Origin of the sequence: Anaerotruncus rubiinfantis (genome assembly GCF_900078395.1) — a bacterium.
GTDB lineage: Bacteria > Bacillota > Clostridia > Oscillospirales > Ruminococcaceae > Anaerotruncus > Anaerotruncus rubiinfantis.
Genome location: NZ_FKLA01000009.1, coordinates 652006 through 669851, shown reverse-complemented (window position 1 = coordinate 669851; position 17846 = coordinate 652006). Strand labels below are relative to the sequence as shown.

Annotated in this window: 16 protein-coding genes; 12 read left to right on the top strand and 4 right to left on the bottom strand. The window is 50.6% G+C overall.

Annotation, left to right across the window (positions count from 1 at the left end; all coding sequences use genetic code 11):
- Positions 1-14 precede the first annotated feature (14 nt).
- Both BN4275_RS08655 and BN4275_RS08650 read right to left on the bottom strand, forming a co-directional pair.
- Positions 15-227, bottom strand: a complete 213-nt coding sequence (locus BN4275_RS08655; protein WP_066456847.1) for a helix-turn-helix domain-containing protein — start codon at positions 225-227, stop codon at positions 15-17.
- Between the two features lie 592 nt (positions 228-819).
- Positions 820-1191: a sigma-70 family RNA polymerase sigma factor gene (locus tag BN4275_RS08650; protein WP_066456842.1), complete on the bottom strand. Its 372-nt coding sequence runs from the start codon at positions 1189-1191 to the stop codon at positions 820-822.
- A 372-nt stretch (positions 1192-1563) separates the two neighbouring features.
- Between BN4275_RS08650 and BN4275_RS08645 the strand changes: the two genes are divergently transcribed.
- The gene (locus BN4275_RS08645; RefSeq protein WP_154018864.1) at positions 1564-1920 is read left to right on the top strand and encodes a helix-turn-helix domain-containing protein; all 357 of its coding nucleotides are present in this window, start codon (positions 1564-1566) and stop codon (positions 1918-1920) included.
- A gap of 105 nt (positions 1921-2025) precedes the next feature.
- Complete coding sequence (locus tag BN4275_RS08640; RefSeq protein WP_066456840.1) at positions 2026-2517, top strand: C39 family peptidase; 492 nt, start codon at positions 2026-2028, stop codon at positions 2515-2517.
- A gap of 1 nt (position 2518) precedes the next feature.
- Here BN4275_RS08640 and BN4275_RS08635 read toward each other — a convergent pair whose 3' ends face one another.
- Positions 2519-3133: an RNA polymerase sigma factor gene (locus tag BN4275_RS08635; RefSeq protein ID WP_066456837.1), complete on the bottom strand. Its 615-nt coding sequence runs from the start codon at positions 3131-3133 to the stop codon at positions 2519-2521.
- Positions 3134-3219: 86 nt separating this feature from the next.
- Here BN4275_RS08635 and BN4275_RS08630 point away from each other — a divergent pair, with 86 nt between their 5' ends.
- From BN4275_RS08630 to BN4275_RS08595, 8 genes are all read left to right on the top strand, one after another.
- Positions 3220-3774: an RNA polymerase sigma factor gene (locus tag BN4275_RS08630; RefSeq protein WP_066456836.1), complete on the top strand. Its 555-nt coding sequence runs from the start codon at positions 3220-3222 to the stop codon at positions 3772-3774.
- Positions 3764-4504, top strand: a complete 741-nt coding sequence (locus BN4275_RS08625; protein WP_066456833.1) for a DUF4367 domain-containing protein — start codon at positions 3764-3766, stop codon at positions 4502-4504. The genes BN4275_RS08630 and BN4275_RS08625 overlap by 11 nt, the downstream gene beginning before the upstream one ends.
- A gap of 83 nt (positions 4505-4587) precedes the next feature.
- Entirely contained in the window at positions 4588-4989 is a 402-nt protein-coding gene (locus BN4275_RS08620; RefSeq protein WP_066456831.1) for a hypothetical protein, read from the top strand.
- Between the two features lie 189 nt (positions 4990-5178).
- Complete coding sequence (locus BN4275_RS08615) at positions 5179-5712, top strand: sigma-70 RNA polymerase sigma factor region 4 domain-containing protein (protein ID WP_154018862.1); 534 nt, start codon at positions 5179-5181, stop codon at positions 5710-5712.
- Between the two features lie 5 nt (positions 5713-5717).
- Entirely contained in the window at positions 5718-5951 is a 234-nt protein-coding gene (locus BN4275_RS08610) for a BhlA/UviB family holin-like peptide (protein ID WP_066456827.1), read from the top strand.
- 98 nt (positions 5952-6049) lie between these two features.
- The gene (locus tag BN4275_RS08605; protein ID WP_066456823.1) at positions 6050-7444 is read left to right on the top strand and encodes an RICIN domain-containing protein; all 1395 of its coding nucleotides are present in this window, start codon (positions 6050-6052) and stop codon (positions 7442-7444) included.
- A gap of 231 nt (positions 7445-7675) precedes the next feature.
- Positions 7676-13120, top strand: a complete 5445-nt coding sequence (locus BN4275_RS08600; protein ID WP_066456821.1) for an RHS repeat-associated core domain-containing protein — start codon at positions 7676-7678, stop codon at positions 13118-13120.
- A 92-nt stretch (positions 13121-13212) separates the two neighbouring features.
- A complete protein-coding gene (locus BN4275_RS08595) occupies positions 13213-13644 on the top strand; it encodes a hypothetical protein (protein WP_066456818.1) in 432 nt (143 codons plus the stop codon).
- Between the two features lie 291 nt (positions 13645-13935).
- Here the strand turns inward: BN4275_RS08595 and BN4275_RS08590 are convergent, their stop codons facing one another.
- Complete coding sequence (locus BN4275_RS08590; protein WP_066456815.1) at positions 13936-15789, bottom strand: sigma-54-dependent transcriptional regulator; 1854 nt, start codon at positions 15787-15789, stop codon at positions 13936-13938.
- 144 nt (positions 15790-15933) lie between these two features.
- Here BN4275_RS08590 and otnK point away from each other — a divergent pair, with 144 nt between their 5' ends.
- Both otnK and BN4275_RS08580 read left to right on the top strand, forming a co-directional pair.
- The gene (gene otnK, locus BN4275_RS08585) at positions 15934-17217 is read left to right on the top strand and encodes a 3-oxo-tetronate kinase (protein WP_066456812.1); all 1284 of its coding nucleotides are present in this window, start codon (positions 15934-15936) and stop codon (positions 17215-17217) included.
- Positions 17218-17221: 4 nt separating this feature from the next.
- Positions 17222-17821: a class II aldolase/adducin family protein gene (locus tag BN4275_RS08580; RefSeq protein WP_066456807.1), complete on the top strand. Its 600-nt coding sequence runs from the start codon at positions 17222-17224 to the stop codon at positions 17819-17821.
- Positions 17822-17846: the final 25 nt, after the last annotated feature.

Sequence of the window (17846 nt, the reverse complement as noted above, 5' to 3'; positions counted from 1 at the left end):
CGGCCTACCTCCTGTCATCCTTTTGAGAAATACACGACCACCCATTCAAGAAACCTGTCCTTATGGATCACGACGCGCCGGCCAATCCGGGCGCTTGGGAACGTGTCCGACTCCGCCAATCTGTATGCGGTATCCTTGCTGATCCCCATCACCTTGGCAAGCTGCCGCGGGCCGAAAAAGGTAGGCAGGTCGTCAATGGTTAGCGTTTTTGGATTGTCTCGGATCATCTTATTACCTCCCTCTTGGCAATTTTTCATAGCTGGTCTTGATCAGCTTCACAAAGATGGGCGCCTCTCAATAGAGAGGCGCCCACGATTTCTAAAGCCAATACTGGCTCCAAACTCAAATTTCATTACCCATATTCGGACACTACCATCCCTGGGCCAGGGCAGCGATACAGGCCGTCCGCTGGTAGGGCGAACCGCATGGGAATTGCACCCCGGTCTGGATCTCAGACCGCTGCCCTCCTTGCTTTTTGGCTGGGACGGGACAGAAGTATCTCACCTGCTCCTGATCATCGCGCTCCAGTCCACCACAGACTGGTTATGGACGGATTGATCGCTCATGGCCTTTGATGCCATCGTTTTTACGGTATCTGTTAACCGCAGGCCGTCTTCGCGGATCCATCCTGGCGCTTGCCGACTTTTGGGCCGACAGAGCAGGGAATGTGCCTGTATTGCTGGATATCGGATTTTCAAAGAACGGGAGGGACGATCCGTTTCAGCCCCCCAAATGCCAGACAGGGAAAAGGGGCGAGGAATCCCTCACCCCTTATGACACATTACCCAGGGTTTTTTATAACCCTTTTAAAAAAATTTTTTAAGTTTTTTTGATACGGGAGTACCGCTTGTTAATAGCTGCTTGTGAAATCCCCATGAGATGGGAGAGTTCCTGCTGTGTATAGCCAAAAACGAATAATAGGAACAGCAGTTCCAGATCCTTTTTCTGGAGGGACGAGAGGGCTTTGTGCAGATCCGGGCATTCAATAAAGAGCAGCCAGTCCTCCGGGCTCTTGCAGGAAAGCAATTCTTCGAACTCATCGCAGGGATTGACCGGCGTTGCCCGCTCAGCGATCCGCAGGCCGACTGGGGTGATATGTTTCGCGGCGTTATCATTTTGCCTGTATTCGTTTTTTAAGCTGTTTCGCACGCACTGCCTGCAGTATGTATTCAGATTTTGTATTTTTGTCACTTATATTAACCTCCAAGCTTGAATTTTTTAGAAATTCAAGCTTGGAGGGGATCTGCAGCGTATGATAAAAAAAGAGCAAAGGCCCGGTTTGCCTAAACAGACAAACCGGGCCTTTACCTTGGGCAGAGCAAATCGGTAACGCAAATACCGAGCCCTTTTAATTGGCAAATCGGTTTGATTTGCAATAGATATAAACTTTATTGCTGCACACGCAGAACCTCCATCTTATACTTTTGTGGTTAAAAATAAATATATAGTTACAAATATTTTTTCACTCTTTATACTTTTATATCCAAATTTATATCTAGCCTATTTTGAAATAAAATTCGGCTGGGAGTATCATGGTTAAAAAGATTTGGGGTGAGCGTCCCTTTGCCAAATATTAAAGAAGAAGTCGGAAGCAGAATCCGTGACATTCGGACCCATAAAGGCATGAGCCTCGAGGAGCTCTCCGCACGAAGCGGGATATCCCCCACGCCCCTGAGCAAACTGGAACGTGGAAAATCGAACGCGACGATTATGACGCTTTTCAGAGTCGCGTGCGCCCTGGAAGTCCCTCTGGCGACCATCGTGGATGTAAATATGTCCTATATGAAAGACGCGACAGACGCGTTGCTCTCAAATGAACTCATGCGTTACATAAAAAGGCTCAATCCTCAACAGAAAATAGACGTTATTGCATTTTTAAGATCCATATCTGAGTGGGATCAAGGTGAGAAGCCATCCTGACAGTCGCTTCATATTTTTTTGTTTTCCAGGTTTACAGTTGGATATCAAAAAACCTCTATAGAGAACAGACCGCTTGGCAGCGGAATATTTCTGTGGAGGTTTATCATGGGGAAAATTTTAGAAAATGCGATCCTGTTTCAGCAAAGGGATTATCCAGGCCTGTCGAGGGATTTTGCGGACTGCGGATGCGCCGCCTGCTGCGCCGCTACTATTGCGTCCATCCTGGAAGAAACCGAGGTGACGCCAAAAGAGTTGCGGGATCGCGGCGTTTTTACAGAAAAGACCTGCTTTGTCTACTGGAGCAAGATCTCCAGCCGCTACGTCTTCCATCCAAGGGAACACCGCGGTAATGGGCTTTTGTCAAGGGCGCTGGAAACGATCAAAAAAGAAATTGATGCGGGTAGGCCGGTTCTACTCAACATAAGCGGCCATAACTGGCCGCATTATGCCGTTGCCTACGGCTATGAGAACCGGTGCGCAGTCGATTGGGATGTGCTGATCCGCGAGCCCTGGGATGGCCGCTCCCATCTGAACGAGGTTTGGAAGACGTGGCCCTATTTCGAGGGGATCAATCGGGTAATATGGGTGAAAAAGTGATTTACGGTTCAGCCAGTTTCTTTCTCAGCTTGTCCAGCGCCCGCAGCTTTGCCTGATTTACCGCCTGCCGCGAAATGCCTGTGTTTGCGGCGACTTCGCTTACAGAGAAGCCTTCTAAAAAAATTTTTTGCAATACGAAGGTTTCTTTATCAGTGAGTCCTGCATCCATTGCTGGAAATATATCTGTAAAATAGTTATCTTCCGCGGACAGCAGGGTTTCTGTTGTCCGCAAATCTTTTTCTGAAAGTGCGGTAAAAGCGAAATGTCTGTTTAAGTAAAACTGTGCGGATTTCTTCAGGCGGACGTACTCATGATATAAACTGCACTGTATATATCGAATGAGAACTGGATCTTCCAAGTCCTTCATCCGCACCAGTGAAATTTTGTGCAACGTATCCAGGAAGAAGACCCGCATTTGACTAGCTCCATCCTCATCCTTCAGCAGACGGTTATATTTCTGCAGCATGGGTGAAAACAGGATGAAAATTTCTTCGATGGCTTTTCCATCACATTTCTGTACTCTTGCAATCAGGGATGCAATTACCGTTTCACCGTTAATTCGCCTCATTCTTAGAAAGGAATAGTGGAAATCCGTTTCTAAAAATAAGACAATCAAGGGACAGCTTTGCAACAAAATCAGATTAATTTCGACAAATTCAGACTGGACGTAAGGCGGGGATCAACATATTACCGATATTTCTGTTGGCAATTGAAAATGACGAGGACCGAAATTTCCTCACGGAGCATTACATAAACCTGTATGCATTATTGTATAAACTGGTTTGGGAAATTACGCATGATCATGATTTCACGGAGGATATCATCCATGACGCTATGATCAGGCTTATAGATAAGCTGGATTTTCTGAAGCGCAAGGAAGCACCTGTTCAGGTTTCCTATATTGTCCGAACGGTAATCAACACGGCGAAGAACTACGTCACTTCCGATATCCGAAAAAGGAAGCATCACTGTGTTGGAACTCTGGATGACCTATCCGATACGATTCCCGATTTATCAGATCCTCCGGAAGAAAAGCTCTTTACATCGTGCGACTATGAAACCTTGGGTAATGCGATGAAGCGATTGCCGCAGCGTGACCAGGATCTTCTGTATCTTAAATATGTTATGGAGATGAGAGATGAAAAAATCGCAAATGAACTAGATATTGATGCGAAAAATATTCGATCATATTTATCCAGGGCAAGGAAACGTGCGCTTAAATTCGTCAGGGAGGAGGAAGCTAAATATGCCCAATGATAGAGATAAACTATCGCTGGAATACGAAGAAAGCCTTCTCCGTCTCGCCATGATCAGTTATGCCGAGCAGGAAGGCTTAAATTGGATGGAGGAAGCCCGTGAACTGCGGGAATCCCCAGATGCGCCCCGCCCGAACCCAGAAAAAATCGACACATTCCATAAACTGGTGTTAAAACAAGAGCGCAAGTCGTACAGACCGGCCCGCAAAGTTTTGTATAAAATCGCGCTGACCGCGGCTGTTCTGGCATTGCTTCTATCGGTTCCACTGGCGGTTTCATCGGACTTCCGCGGAGCTTTCTTTGATTGGTTATTTGTTCGACAAGATAAATATGCGTTAGTCACCCAAGATACCCCTTATGCACTCGTACCGGCACCACACAGCACTCTTGCATCCGGCGCAAAATTTGCTCCAACGCTATTGCCGAGCGGCTTTACAGAAACCAACGCAAGTGGAACCAGTTTAGAGTGGCTTAATTATTACAGCAATAAAAACGGAGACTATATCGAGTTTTACCAATCAAAATCCGCAAAATTAGCCTCCTATAAGGGCAACAGCGAAGATGCCGAGTTTTATGAAGAATTCTATCTGGAGAGCGGAGCGCGAGCTGTTTTATATATTAACGGCGGTATTGTGACCATGGCATGGGAGCGGGAAGGCTGCTTGCTCCGCTTAAAATCAAATCTGGATGAACAGGTTGTAAAACAAATAGCGCTCGGTATACAAAAATAATTTCTAAATTGGTGTTACAATTCGACACGGTGTTTGTCCTATTAATGTGGGAATTTGTGCATTAGCATTAATAGGAGGAAACCATGTCGAAAAAGAAATTTATAACTGCTCTCATATCCTGCTTTTTAGTAGTCTGCATATTGGCTATTCCAGCAGCTGCCCGTTATGTGGCAATCAACTCATTTACTGCCGCATATGGAAAAGATGGCACCACCGCCTATTGCGGCTCTACTGTAGATGTTGCGACCGGGTATGATTATGAACTGGTTTTGGTTCTTCAACGCTCTAGCAATGGTGGAATCAGCTACAGCAACTACTACACCTTCCCAACAATCTACGGAGTTGGCAACGACAGATCTAAAGCCTACGAGAAGAGTAGGACTGGTGTAAGCAATAACTATATCTATCGGACAAAGGCCATCTTAACAGTTTTAGATTCCAATGGTGACGAAGTGGAGTCTGACGACTGCTATTCCAACTATTAATTAATCCCTGAAAAATTTATACGTCTCCCCAAATTAAAACATTTTAGCAAATTCCCACACTGAAAACGCAGATCTCGCAAAACGAGATCTGCGTTTTTTTATTTTTTCTCCATTTTATGTTTACAAAACGCACCTCTTTTCCCTCTTTCTCTATCAAGGCAGGTGACCTTGATGGAGAAAATTCTCGATATGGTAATAAGGATACAGCGTGGCGAAAAACAGGCCATGGAGGAATTGCTGGTACAGTTCAGGCCCCTGATCCGGCGGCTCGCCTCCTGTCTGGATACGGAGGACACGTCGCAGGATCTTGGCCTTTTCCTGCTCTATACCGCAATGTGCCTGCGCACGGAAACTTTGCGCTCCGCACAGGACCCGGTATTGGTGGCATATTTCAAGCGCGCCCTTTTCCGGTGCTACATAAGGCTCGCCCAGCAGGAAAGGGACTATCAAAACCGGACCGTCCTTGTGCTGGACATGCCGGAACCCGTCCGGCCAAGGATAGAGGCGATCTCGGCCACGGTGGACCAATATTTCGAGGACGATCCGCTCCTTGTCAAAGGGTTTCTCACCGAACGGGAATATCTGGTGCTGCGGCGCGTCATCCTGCTGGGCGAAACCGTGGCGCGCGTGGCCGCCGACCTGAGGGTGTCCAGGCAGACAATCAACAAGACCAAGTTGCGGGCCTTGCAAAAAATAAAAGACGCAACAGATTGGAGGGGGTAACACAGATGGATATGGAATTCCTGAAGCTGTTTTCAGTCGACGGTGTATGGGCCCTGCTCAGCGTCGCACTGATTTTTTACATCCTGAAAGCGCAGGAAAAACGGGACGAACGCCAGGAGCAGCGGGAGCAGAATTATCAGCAGGTCATTCTGGAACTTACGGAATCGACTAAGGATATCCAGGAAATCAAGCTGATGATCCAGAAGCATCTTTCGAATGAGCAATTGTTAAAAAAATAAAATCATGGGTTTACATTTCGGAGGCTTCATCGCTCTTTAGAGTAATGAAGGAATTGATTAGCCCTCAAAACCTAAATTTATAAAAAGGAGAATGTCTCATGAGTGATCGCCTATATGCAAACAGCAATCCCACCGGGTTTGAACCCTTTCCCATGAATGGAACCCCGAATATTTACGAAGCCGCGGTTCCCGGCTCCCAGCTTCTGATGGAAAATGCTCCAGCCGGACATACTGCCGAATTCCCGCTGTTGGGGAGTGATCCCCAGCTTGCCTCACAGCAGGTGACGATGGCCCTGCCCGCTTCTATGGCCCGCGCAGTCGTGAATGCCACTGGCGGCATCGCACCTGAGAGCGGCGTGAACTACTGTCTGCGCAACGCCAAAAGCGGCCTGTACCTGACCGCCGCAAGTGCGGAGGAAGGCGCCAACTGTGTCCAGAATGCATTCACCGGCGAGGAGAGCCAGGTCTGGTTCCTGTACAAGGCGGCTGGTAGCAACTACTTTCAGCTGATCCCAAGGGTCGCCTCGGGTAAACGCTTGACCGTTATTCCGGGGGGAACCGCCTCCGGTGCCAATGTTGGTATTTCTGCAGGCAGCTCAACTCCGCCTACTTCCCAGGAGTGGACCGTAACACTAACCTCCCGCGGAAGCTATAAACTGCTTTCTCGATGCAGTAACAATGCTCAGGCACTCTGCGTAGATCCAAACAATATGGATCTTGATGGCGGAAATGTGGCGCAGTATGCTTACACCGACAACGCCACCACAAATGATGAATGGGTTTTTGAACCTTTCCTCTCTCCCTTTATGGAGTATGACCAGGGGTACTTTATGTATCATTCCGGTTATTCCAGCCTTGCAATCCAGCAGAGACTTAAGGTTTTCGCGGACGATATCGAGGACGTCCTCTATTCTGAATTTGGGCTGCGCTGCCGCCCGTTCAGGAATATCATGATCCCGTCCTTGGCGGATGACTGCACTTCTATCCTTTATACCTGTTCGCATGGAAGCCGCGAAGAATGTACCAATACATACGACTCAGAGGAGGATCACATCCATCACCTGAACTGGAGCAAACAGATTCATTGGTATGTGAACCGCGGCAGGCAGCCAAACGGCCTTCATATCCTCTGGCAAGGTCATCCGAAATGTATTCAACTCACGACCAGCAGCGGGCTCCAGCACACCTATTTCCAGCTGGCTGAGCGGTATTATTACGCAAGTTCAACAGAAAGCCCGTTCATGCTCATGAATCTGCCGTTGAATGTGAACGCCAAGCAGATGGTTGCTCTGCTTCTGTCCGGTATTTCCAATATTTTTGGCGCAAATACCAATTCACATAATGCAAACTGTATTGCCGATCCGAACTGTAATACACAGACCATCTATGACAGGGTGCTTGGTCCAAGTCCCACACTGTCCAGCTTCTGGTGTAATTCCTGTAGGCAGCATATCCTTGACAATATTGACCGGTTTTCGAAGTCTGCCCCATAATACGGGGCGCTTGGCTGAGCCGGCGGGCTTTCTCCACACAGCGCCAGAACGCGCGGGGAATACCTGTATGGGTAGCCGGGAAACACGCAGGGGGGGATCCCCCTGCGTGTTTCTGAAAAATATTTGGATTTCAGGTTTACAAAACTGTTAGAAATTCCTCTTTAAATATCACAGGGCTAAACAATTCCGAAATGAAAACTGACCAAGACAAACTGAAAAGGAGATTGCAGTATGAGTAAAATAATTGAAAAAGACGGCTGGGTCCTTTACCATCGCAGCAGCAAAGAGATGAAGCAGCTGCAAACTGCTTCAAATGAGCCTGCAACTTTCTCAGCAAGGGCATCCAACGCCACCAAACCGGATGCTCCGACCCCGCCGCCCGAGCCGGCTTGGAACGACCCCAAAAACTACAACGACGCACCGTTCAGCATTGAAACCGGTAATGAGGACGTCATCCTCAACAGCGGTGCCGTCCAGCTTACCTACGACGATCTGGTCCTGCCGGGCCGCAACGGGTTCGATCTGAAACTCACCCGGCAGTACGATTCTGCCAAAGCCAACACAGAGGATGTCAACCTCTATTATGACGACGAGGACGGGGACCGCTGGAACAGTATCGTTTATAGGGCCAGATGGCAGAGTTATCGCGCAGAGTTTTATGCCTGTATCGAGGACAGCTTCTATCGTTGGAAAAACAAGGGCAACATGCTTAGCGATATTGAAAAAAGCTATGGTCACGATCCCGATATTGTTGAGAACGATCCAGATATGTTCCCTGATCATCAGCCGTATTACGAAGGCTATATCTGGACTGTTCCCGCAAAGAGCACGGTCTTCCTGCGCACCTCCAAGCGTCCCAACGACCATTTCAAAAAGCTCTATGGCCTGGGCTACGGCTGGCGGTTCATGCTTCCTTCCATTGAGAAGGTACTGACCCAAGACTATCGCAGCCGTTATAAAACCTTCGTCCACTTTGAGAACGGGCTTTCCCTCGCGATCAACGAGGATGACAATGGTTTTGAAGAATATCCGCTCAAAGATTACACCATCTCCAAAGCCAACAACGCCTACACGGTCAGCTATAAGGATGGGCGCAAGGCATTCTTCAACTCCAGCAATCAGCTAACGCACATGACCGACCGCTTCGGTAACCAGATTTCTTTTGCCTATGATTCCACAGGTCGCATGAACCAGATCACCGATTCTTTTGGACGCATGATCCGGTTGGAACTGAGCGGAAGCACCCTCATGATCAAACGGCAGGATACCAGTGAAATCCTCTTCACTTACACCGTCTCCAGCACTGGCGAGCTGCTGTCTACAACCGATGCGGAAAACCGCACCACCGGCTATGTCTATAACCAGCAGGTTCTGCAGACCCAGATGAGCCGCGACGAAACCGGCGACCTGCCAGTGAATGTGACCTTTGTCAATCTGACAGCGGTCAACCATCCCACCGGTGCCCGTACCGAGTATACCTACAGCTCCCGTAATGACGTCTACCCCACCCCATATGAGGGCAAACATGGTATCTTTGTCCTGACAGGGCGCAAAGATCTGCCGGCTCCTACCGATACCACCAACATTGTAAACGAACGCACCTATAGCTATGAGGTATCGGAAGCGTCCAAGACCGAAAAGGATGAAGACGGCGAATATCTCTACGGCGCTCAGGACTGGGGAGCCCCGTATACCAGCAAAGCCACGATTCTGTCCCATAAGAATGCTTCCGGGACCTTCGAGGTCAAAGAGGTCACCACCTTCAAGGAGGATGGCTTCAAGGACGACGAAATGATTTATCATATCGTTGACGGCGTGGAAAAACGGGTGGAGCAGCACGAGTACGCTTTCACGGACCGGCTTCTGACCGTCCAACTTGATTCCTACCTCAACTACGATTATGCCGATATTTATGACAAGACAAATATCTGGCAGCGCATCACCCGGTATACCTATTCCACCGACAAGAAGGGCAACCCGACGCAGATCACCGAGGAGTACCCCGCGCGCACATCCTGCAATCAGGAGAAGAACTTTATCTACGATACAAACTTCAGTATCCCGGTGGAGCAGTCTGTCCTGACCGCGGAGGGCAAATACACCATTACGCGCGATACTCTGCGCACCGAGACGGATGGCAAGGGTAAGGTTCCTGAATTGCGCAGGATTCTGGAAAAGGTGGACGGCGTGGAATCCCTGAAGGAAAAAACACAGTTCACCTATGATTCCAATTTCCGCGTGGCCAGTGAAAAGCGTTTCTATGGGGATAATCTCGAGAATGCAGCAGCCTTCGTGGAAACCGTTTATACTTACGGCAGCTACACCGATGAACCTGCCACACAGCAGATCTCCGGTGTCACAGACATTCATGGCGACTTGATTTCCTCTACGAATGGAAATGGCATCGTGAAAACCTCTGTAGTTCACGACTGGTTTGGTCGGGCCACCAGCCAGACTGATCCCAATGGCAACACAACTGCAACTTCATACGACGGAATCGGGCGTGTAACGCTAGTGACTAATCCGGACGAAACCACAAAGGCGACCGTTTACGACGACGCGGCGAATAAGATTACCGTGACCGACGAGAACGGCGTGTCCCGCAGGTATGAATATACCCCGCTGGGCAAGATTTCCAAGGATTACATGCTGTCCCCGGAAACGCTGATGGTGGAATACCAGTACGACCATCTGGAGCGCCTTGTCTCCCAGATCAACTATGGTCCCAACAGCCAGGCGCTTGCAACTACTTCCTATACCTATGATCTGTTCGACCAGGTGCTCACCAAGCATACGGTCGGTACCGACGTGGATATGGAGGAAACACATACCTACAATCCGTCTGCGGGAAGGGCAACCAAGCTGGAGCGTATTCTTACGATCGGTGATACGAACGCTCCGACTGTCACCAAGTTTATTTTGAAAGACCCAATGGATCGGGTTGTAACCGAACAGCTGGGCGATCTGGTCACCTCCTATGAGTATGACCGGGCGGGCAATCAGATTCTGAAACTAGACCCGAGGGGCTACTATACCCAGTGGGAATACGACTATGCGGGCCGTGTGGTGCGGGAGCGCAATGCTGTGGGAAACAGCATCTACACCACCTACGACGCCCTGGGCCGCAAGGTGAAGGCGCGCGATTATATCGGCAGCGACAGTTTCTTTACCTATGACGCGGCCGGCCGCCTGATTCAGCAGGAAACCCCTTTCAACGATGAGGCCAACGCCATAACCCGGTATTTTTACGATGCCGCGGGCAATGTCGTAAAGCAAGCAGTGTTGATCAGCGAACCCTGGTATGAGATGGGCTACAACGACGAATGGCGGGAAACCCAATACATCTATGACAGCCGCGGCCGCGTCATCGATACCATCCAGTATGATGACCGGGCAGATCAGGAAATCCGGACCCGATTTGCCTATGACGGAGTGGGGAACAAAGTAAGCCAGTACACCGGCATGCTGGGCGACAGCATCACCGGTGCGGCGCTGACCTCCTACACCTATAACCGGTTCGGCGCGGTCCTCACCATGACCGACCCGATGAATCAGACCGAAACCTGCGCCTACGACAGCATCGGGCGGCTCACCAGCAAGACCGACCGAAACGGGAACGTCACCGTCTACACCTACGACGCGGCGGGCCGGCTCCTGACCGAAACGGTCACTGTCAACAATGTGGCCTCCACCATCACCCATGCCTACACCAAGACCGGGCAGAAACGCAGCGAGCAGAACGGCACGTTGACGATCACCTACCAGTATGACGCGATGGGGCGGATGGTGCAGCAGACCGAATCGGACGGGACGATCAAGGCGTACCAGTACGATGAAAACGGCAACCGCACCCAGTTCTTCCTGGTGCGGGGCGGCGTTGAAGAGCTCAACCAGACCTACATCTACGACCAACTCAACCGCCTGGTGGAGATGGGCAGCGACAACGTCACCGTCGTGAAGTATTCCTACGACGCCAACGGCAACCGCACCATGATGCAGTACCCGCAGACCAACATCTACACCGGCTACCGGTACAACAGGGCAAACCTGGTGGAAGAGGTGGATAACTATGTGGGGACGGAAAACACCAACAACACCAGCGATATGGTTTACTCCTACACCCTGGACGGAAACATCTCCGATATGCAGGATCTGGACGGGTCTGCGAATGTCCACCGGTATGACACAATGGGCAGGCTGTTCGAAGACGAGGACTATCGGCTGGGCGGCTATACCAAGGAATACACCTTCGACCGGTTCGGAAACCGCGCGACCATGATGGTGTACAACGAGGACTACGACGACCAGTACGAAATCACCTACACCTACGATCTGAACAACCATTTGGTGAGCGAGTCGAAGGAAAGCTTCGTGGCGCCGGTCGGCGTCACCGTCACCACCTACACCTACGACGCCAACGGGAACCAGCTTACGCAAACAACCGTTGACGGTACCGAAACCAGAAGTTATAATGGGTTTGGGCAGCTGGTATCGGTGAGTTCCACCGTGCCCGGCAGCGCCCCGGCCAGCTACGCATACCGTCCGGACGGCCTGCGCTACAGCAAGACGACCGGCGCCGGCAGCAGCGCGGTAACCCACAAGCACCTCTGGGACGGGCAGAACATTGTTGCGGAGATGGGCGCGACCAATACCATCAACACCCGGTATATCCGCGGGCTGAACCTGGTGGCGCGCAAGATCGATACCAACCTGCAGTACTACCAGTTCAACTACCATGGTGATGTGCAGCACCTGCTGAGCAGCACCGGGACCGTGCTGATCAACTACCGGTACGACGGCTTTGGGAACCAGCTGGACGCTGTGGCGACCGACACGAACCCCTTCCGCTACTGCGGGGAGTACTTTGACCGCGAGACCGGCACCTACTACCTCCGGGCCAGAAACTACGATCCTTTCATCGGACGGTTCATCACCGAAGACCCAGTGCGCAGTGGTCTAAACTGGTTTATATACTGTGACAATAATCCAATTTTGCTGACAGATCCTTCAGGGCTGTTACCGCTATTGGGGGCACCTAACAAAGGTAATCGAACCGCCGGCGACACGAAAAAGAATGGTATGCAATTTCTCTATGATGAAGGGATTGATAAATTATATCCCTCCAATCGTAGGGGGAAGAAAAACACAGAACCCCAATGGGGAATCTTTGGCGGCAATCGTAAAAACTTTTTTGATGCATTTGCTGATTATGAAGCATATCTAGAATCTGGTGCAACAATTCCTCCGTGGATGGCAGAAATCATCCAACAGAAAGCATTGATCAGCGCACATGGCCAGTTCCCTGGTCCTAATGAAAAGGTACGCATGTTTTATGGGGATCTGGATGTACTGAGCGCAAAAAACGGTTCCTTGGATTTTATAGACGCTGCTGCTGGCGTCGGAGAAGCACAAGTTCTTGGAGGTGATAAAGGTTTTTATCTCAAAGTGGGCGCAACCCAAGGCAATGCAAACGCAGGGGTCTCGATGAGAGGCTTTAAAGTTGGCGCTCAAGTGTCTCTTCAGAGGTTCACATTAGGATATAAAGGAGATGGGTTCGATTTGCATGGAAATCTAAATCTCGGTGCTATAGGAGCAAATATCAATGCGCAAAACAAAAATATCGGAGCCGAGTTCAGCTACGGGGTTGGTGTCGGAATTGAAATTTCATGGGATTAATTCACTAGAAAAGCTATAATTATAACGAGTCAGGCCAAGTATATACTTGGTCTGACTCGTTATAATTATAAATTCTTTGTTAGGAGGGCAACATGAAATTAGAGCCATTGGTAAAAGCATCAAAAAATATCGAAGCTTTAAAAAAGTTAGGGCAAATCGCAAAGATTCTTGTAATAGCTAGCATGGTTATGTTGTTTGGTTTTTTAGTGTATGTCGGATATTCATTCGTTAAGACTAATACTCTTGGCTTCAACTTAGAATGGGGGCCGGTCTTATTCATTTTTCTAATAGGACTTTTTGTATATGGTTTTTTGAGTTTTACTTTTAACCATAAATTGTACCCTGAGTCACAAATGATACTTTGGGCGGCTGGAATTGGGGATATGGTTTTTTTATTTGGTGCCTTTAATTCATATCAAGTACCCATTGTTTTTCTCGGAATGTTAATCTTTATTCTTGCATTAAGTGCATTTATTTTTAAGAACGTAAAGAAAGCGATAAATAGAATTCAAACGACCGAATGAGCGATGCTACAGCAAGACGACCGGCGCCGGCAGCAGCGCGGTAACCCACAAGCACCTCTGGGACGGGCAGAATGTGGTGGCGGAGATGGGCGCGACCAATACCATCAACACCCGGTACATCCGCGGGCTGAACCTGATGGCACGCAAACTCACATTGGGACTTCGCTACCGATATTCTCGTTTTGCAATATCGTCAAATATGCGATAAATATATCATACAAGGAAGCCACTGTGATAAACCGCAACTCGAATTCAATTTTAGCCGTCCCTTTCATTTTTTCAAAAATTTCTTCAGTCGACTGGTTCTCTCTGCTGCATCCGCTTCCACAAGGTGCCGCGGCTGATTCCAAGCCGTCTGGCTGCTTTGGACTGGTTCATCCCCTCTTGCTCGAGGACGGTGCGGAGCACCGAATTCATGATTTCATCAAGCGTACCACACAGGCTAATTTGGGATCCGTTCTGCACGCCGCTGGCAGGGGGAATCTCCCGCCGCAGCACTTCACAGACGGCTTCAGCGTTAATATAGGAGGAATCGGTGCGGATCATAAGCTCCTGAATCACCCGCTTGAACTGTGATAAATCACCGGTCCAGTGAAAATTCCGCAGCATATCCATGGCTTCGGGCCGCAGGCCAATCACCTGTTTTGCCATCTGTGTATTCAGTTCGTTGAGATACAACATTGCAATATTGGGAATATCTTCGGCATGCTCGTGCAACTCCGGAATCGAAAGCGTCAGTGCATTCAGATCATTGCGGATATAAAAATACAGCCCGCCCTGGTCGAAATCCGCAGAATAACCCGGCACACAGGAAAAAAGCAGACGGTTTCGTTTTTCCATGCGGGTATTCTGCAAAAATTGTTCCAATTCCTTTTGCTGCCGCGGGCCAAGCAGATGCAGGTTTTTAAAATAGATTGTACGTCCGGAGTCTCCAAGCGGGGTGTTCTCATTTTTCAGCAGCCAGTTCCACTGTTTGGCGGTTGCCCGCCCACAGTCAATGGTTATCAAAGGATTCCTTCCAAAGCTGCTGTCCCGATAAAGCAGAAAGGCATAGGACCCCTTTCCACTGCCGCGTGGCCCGCAAATCGCCACTGGGAAGCTCGTCCGGCTGTATTTTCCAACGACCTCCAGCAGGGATTGTATTGCGGGGCTGTCCGATGCCAGCGTTTCCGGATTGATTGCCGGCACGTCGTCCGGATTGCGGTAGGAGACGATTCCTTCGTCAGCTTTGGGCATTTCCGTAAGATGCGTACAATAAAACGCCGCAGCCTGCTCCGCTGTGTTCGCAATCCGTTTGCCCTGGATGAGACAGGTTTCATTGCCGATCCGTTTGACGAAGGTTTGATTCCCTTCCTGCAGCACCTTTTCCACATACTTCTTCAGATTCTGCTCCGCCCCTTCCTTTGCAGCGCGGGATTGTGAGCCGATAGAGCAGAGCGGCCGCTGTTTTTCGTCGTAAACCAGGACGTCCATGCCGCTGTTTTCAATGACGGCGCGATAAAAATCACACCGCGCCTGCAGCTGCGAATAGTTTCGATGCCAGCGGACACACTGATCGAATGCATTCTGAACGTTCTCCTTGCCGGACGTCACAAGGATGGTGTTGAACCCCATGCGCTTTGCATGGGTCGTGGTGACTACATCGCCCACAACCAGACGGTACCCCAGCCCTTTGACGCAGATGAGACAATCCGGAATATCCGCCGGGTCATTGACTGTGAAAACGTCGGCCTGGTACTGGAGCAGGTCGTTGATCATGACCGCGAAACCGGTGATCATCGGATAGCCGATCACTGCGAATTTTCCCTCATAATTCTGCGCGAGCCGGATGGCGCGCAGCATATCGTAGACGGAGATCCCAACGTCGACGACCGGTATCGGTGAGATCTGTTCGAGCAGTTCCGCCGTGCCCGCGCGGGAGATGACAGCGCTGTATTCCATAAGCGGCAGCGACGCGGCGATTTCAACGCCGCGCGTCATATCTCCCTCATATGCCGTAAGTTCAATGTCGTCCCGTTCCTTTGCTGTTTCCAGGAAAAGTTCCCGGAGCCCTTCGTACGGCGCAATTGCCAGCAGCCTGATCTTATCTATTTTTCTCGCCTCCGATTGTATATTTTTAAAACATATTATATCATATTTCTTCAAAATTCTTCTTTAAATAATAATATTTTTTAAAATTGTTTACATTTTGGACAGTTTTGGCGGTGAAATCCCTTGCCCCATGATCTGAGGACAGTTAAAATGGGGTTGATCCAAACAGGACGACTCAAACTGAGAGGTGTGATTGCAATGAACCTGAAAACAGGCGGTATTTCCCTCGGCTGTGTGGCCGATGACTTTACCGGGGCCAGCGACGCAGCATCCTTCCTTGCGCAGCAGGGAATCAAAACGGTGCTTTTCAACGGGATCCCGCATGATGAAACAGCAGCCGCGGACTGTACCGCAGCGGTCATCGCCCTGAAGACCCGCAGTATCGATCCGAAGGATGCGGTCGCCGATACGCGCGCCGCCTTCCGCTGGCTTGACACACACGGGGCCAGACAGCTTTACCTCAAATACTGCTCGACCTTTGATTCCACTCCAAAAGGGAATATCGGCCCCGCCATTGACAGCACACTGGAAGATTATCACATAAAGTATACCCTCCTCTGCCCATCGCTTCCCGTCAATAAACGCACGGTCCGGGACGGGTGCCTATATGTGGACGGCGTGCCGTTGAATCAAAGCCCGATGAAGGACCATCCGCTCAATCCGATGTGGGATTCGGACATCGGTCGGCTGATGCAGCCCCAGGGGAAATATCCCACCCTTGTGCTTGACGCGCGGACGCTTGCAAAAACCCCCGCCGAAATACGCGCATTTGTGGACGAATATGGTAGGGACAAAGAACATTTCTACCTCGTGCCCGATTATGAAACCGAGGAACAGGGCCGCAGGATCGCGGAGGTTTTCGGCGGTCTCAGACTGCTGACCGGCGGCTCGGGGCTGACGGCACACTTGGCCGCACTGTGCCGGGAGGGCTCCACCGCCGCATGTGACATCGTCTCATCCAAAACGCCCGGCCGCGGGATCGTCCTCTCGGGCAGCTGTTCAAAAGCCACTAGGGGACAGATCCTGACCTTTCAGCAGAGCGGCGGAAAATCGCTTGCAGTATCTCCCGCAAAACTGCTTTCCGGCGAACAGACCGTCGATGGGATCTGGCATTTCGTGCAGGAGCATCCGCAGGACGATGTGCTTCTTTACAGCGCCGGCGCGGTGCAAACCGAGGAGCGCCGGTTGGAAACGGAAGAGGCCCGGAAGCGGGCCTCCCGGATGCTGGAACAGACGATGGCTGAAGCAGGGAAGCGGGCTGTTGAAAACGGCTTCACCCGGATCATCGCCGCGGGCGGCGAAACCTCCGGAGCGATCACCCTCGCGCTGGGCTTCGACGCCTTCCTGATTGGGGAGAGCATCGCCCCCGGCGTCCCGGTCATGGTTCCGCTTCAAAAGCAGGAAATCCGTCTCGTGCTCAAATCCGGCAACTTTGGCCAGCCGGATTTCTTTGCACGCGCGCTTCATAGGACAAGGGGGTGAGGGAATGGACCGGCAATTGCAGCAAAAAATGGAGACCGCGATCTGGATCGGCAGAAGCCTTTTCGAACGGGGTAAGACGGCGGGCTCTTCGGCCAATATGAGCTTTCTGCACGAAGGAACCCTCTATATCACCGGCAGCGGCACCTGTTTCGGCACCCTTACGCCGGAGGATTTTTCCCGCGTCGGGCTTGCCGACGGCGAACACACCGGCGGGATCAAACCCAGCAAGGAGCTGCCGCTGCACCAGCATCTCTATCAAAAAAGCGATGCCGTCCAGGCGGTGATCCACACCCACAGCTTCTATGCGGCGCTGTGGTCCTGCCTGCCGCATCCGAATCCGCTGGACGTGATCCCAAGCCATACCCCTTACCTCAAGATGAAGCTTGGCACCGTCGGGCTGATCCCATATGCAAAACCTGGCTCGCAGGAGCTTTTCAGCCTGTTTGCCGAACGGGTGGGCCTCAGCGACGGGTACCTGCTCGCAAACCACGGGCCGGTCGTCGCAGGCAAAAACCTGATGGACGCCTTTTTTGCACTGGAGGAGCTTGAGGAAAGCGCGCATATCGCATGGGAACTGCGCGGCGAATCGCTCCCAACCATCTGAATCGGAACACCTTCACACAGGCAAA